This is a genomic window from Pseudoalteromonas sp. MB41 (genome assembly GCF_020966275.1).
GTDB classification, from domain to species: Bacteria; Pseudomonadota; Gammaproteobacteria; order Enterobacterales; family Alteromonadaceae; genus Pseudoalteromonas; species Pseudoalteromonas lipolytica.
Genome location: NZ_JAJJZF010000077.1, coordinates 1 through 709, shown reverse-complemented (window position 1 = coordinate 709; position 709 = coordinate 1). Strand labels below are relative to the sequence as shown.

Sequence of the window (709 nt, the reverse complement as noted above, 5' to 3'; positions counted from 1 at the left end):
TGTTTCAGTTCTCCGCGTTCGCCTCTTACACCTATGTATTCAGTGCAAGATACCTGCAAGCAGGTGGGTTTCCCCATTCGGAAATCCTAGTCTCAAGTGCTTTTTACTAGCTTGACTAGGCTTATCGCAAGTTAATACGTCCTTCATCGCCTCCAACTGCCAAGGCATCCACCGTGTACGCTTAGTCACTTAACCATACAACCCAAACGGGTCTTTGTTAGTGACAGCTGTTAACTTCGCCAGAAGTTAATTCATCAAATAATGATGAGAATACTAAAGTAGATACCGATTAATTTTTCAATTAATTGGCATATTTTTACTTTTGAAAACTCTTGATAAATAACAATCGTTATTCATCAGAATTTTATTATCAGCTTTCCAAATTTTTAAAGAGCATATTAATTAGTGAAGCCTGCGGCTTTACTAACTAACAATCATCTGTGTGGACACTACGAACAAATAAGTTCTAAATCGTATAAGGAGGTGATCCAGCCCCAGGTTCCCCTAGGGCTACCTTGTTACGACTTCACCCCAGTCATGAATCACTCCGTGGTGAACGTCCTCCCGAAGGTTAGACTATCCACTTCTGGAGCAACCCACTCCCATGGTGTGACGGGCGGTGTGTACAAGGCCCGGGAACGTATTCACCGCGTCATTCTGATACGCGATTACTAGCGATTCCGACTTCATGGAGTCGAGTTGCAGACTC

2 rRNA genes are annotated in these 709 nt (G+C 43.2%); both read right to left on the bottom strand.

Annotated features, from left to right (window positions below):
- A 23S ribosomal RNA gene (locus tag LPA49_RS22250) occupies positions 1-195 on the bottom strand; the annotation flags it as partial.
- A gap of 281 nt (positions 196-476) precedes the next feature.
- A 16S ribosomal RNA gene (locus tag LPA49_RS22245) occupies positions 477-709 on the bottom strand; the annotation flags it as partial.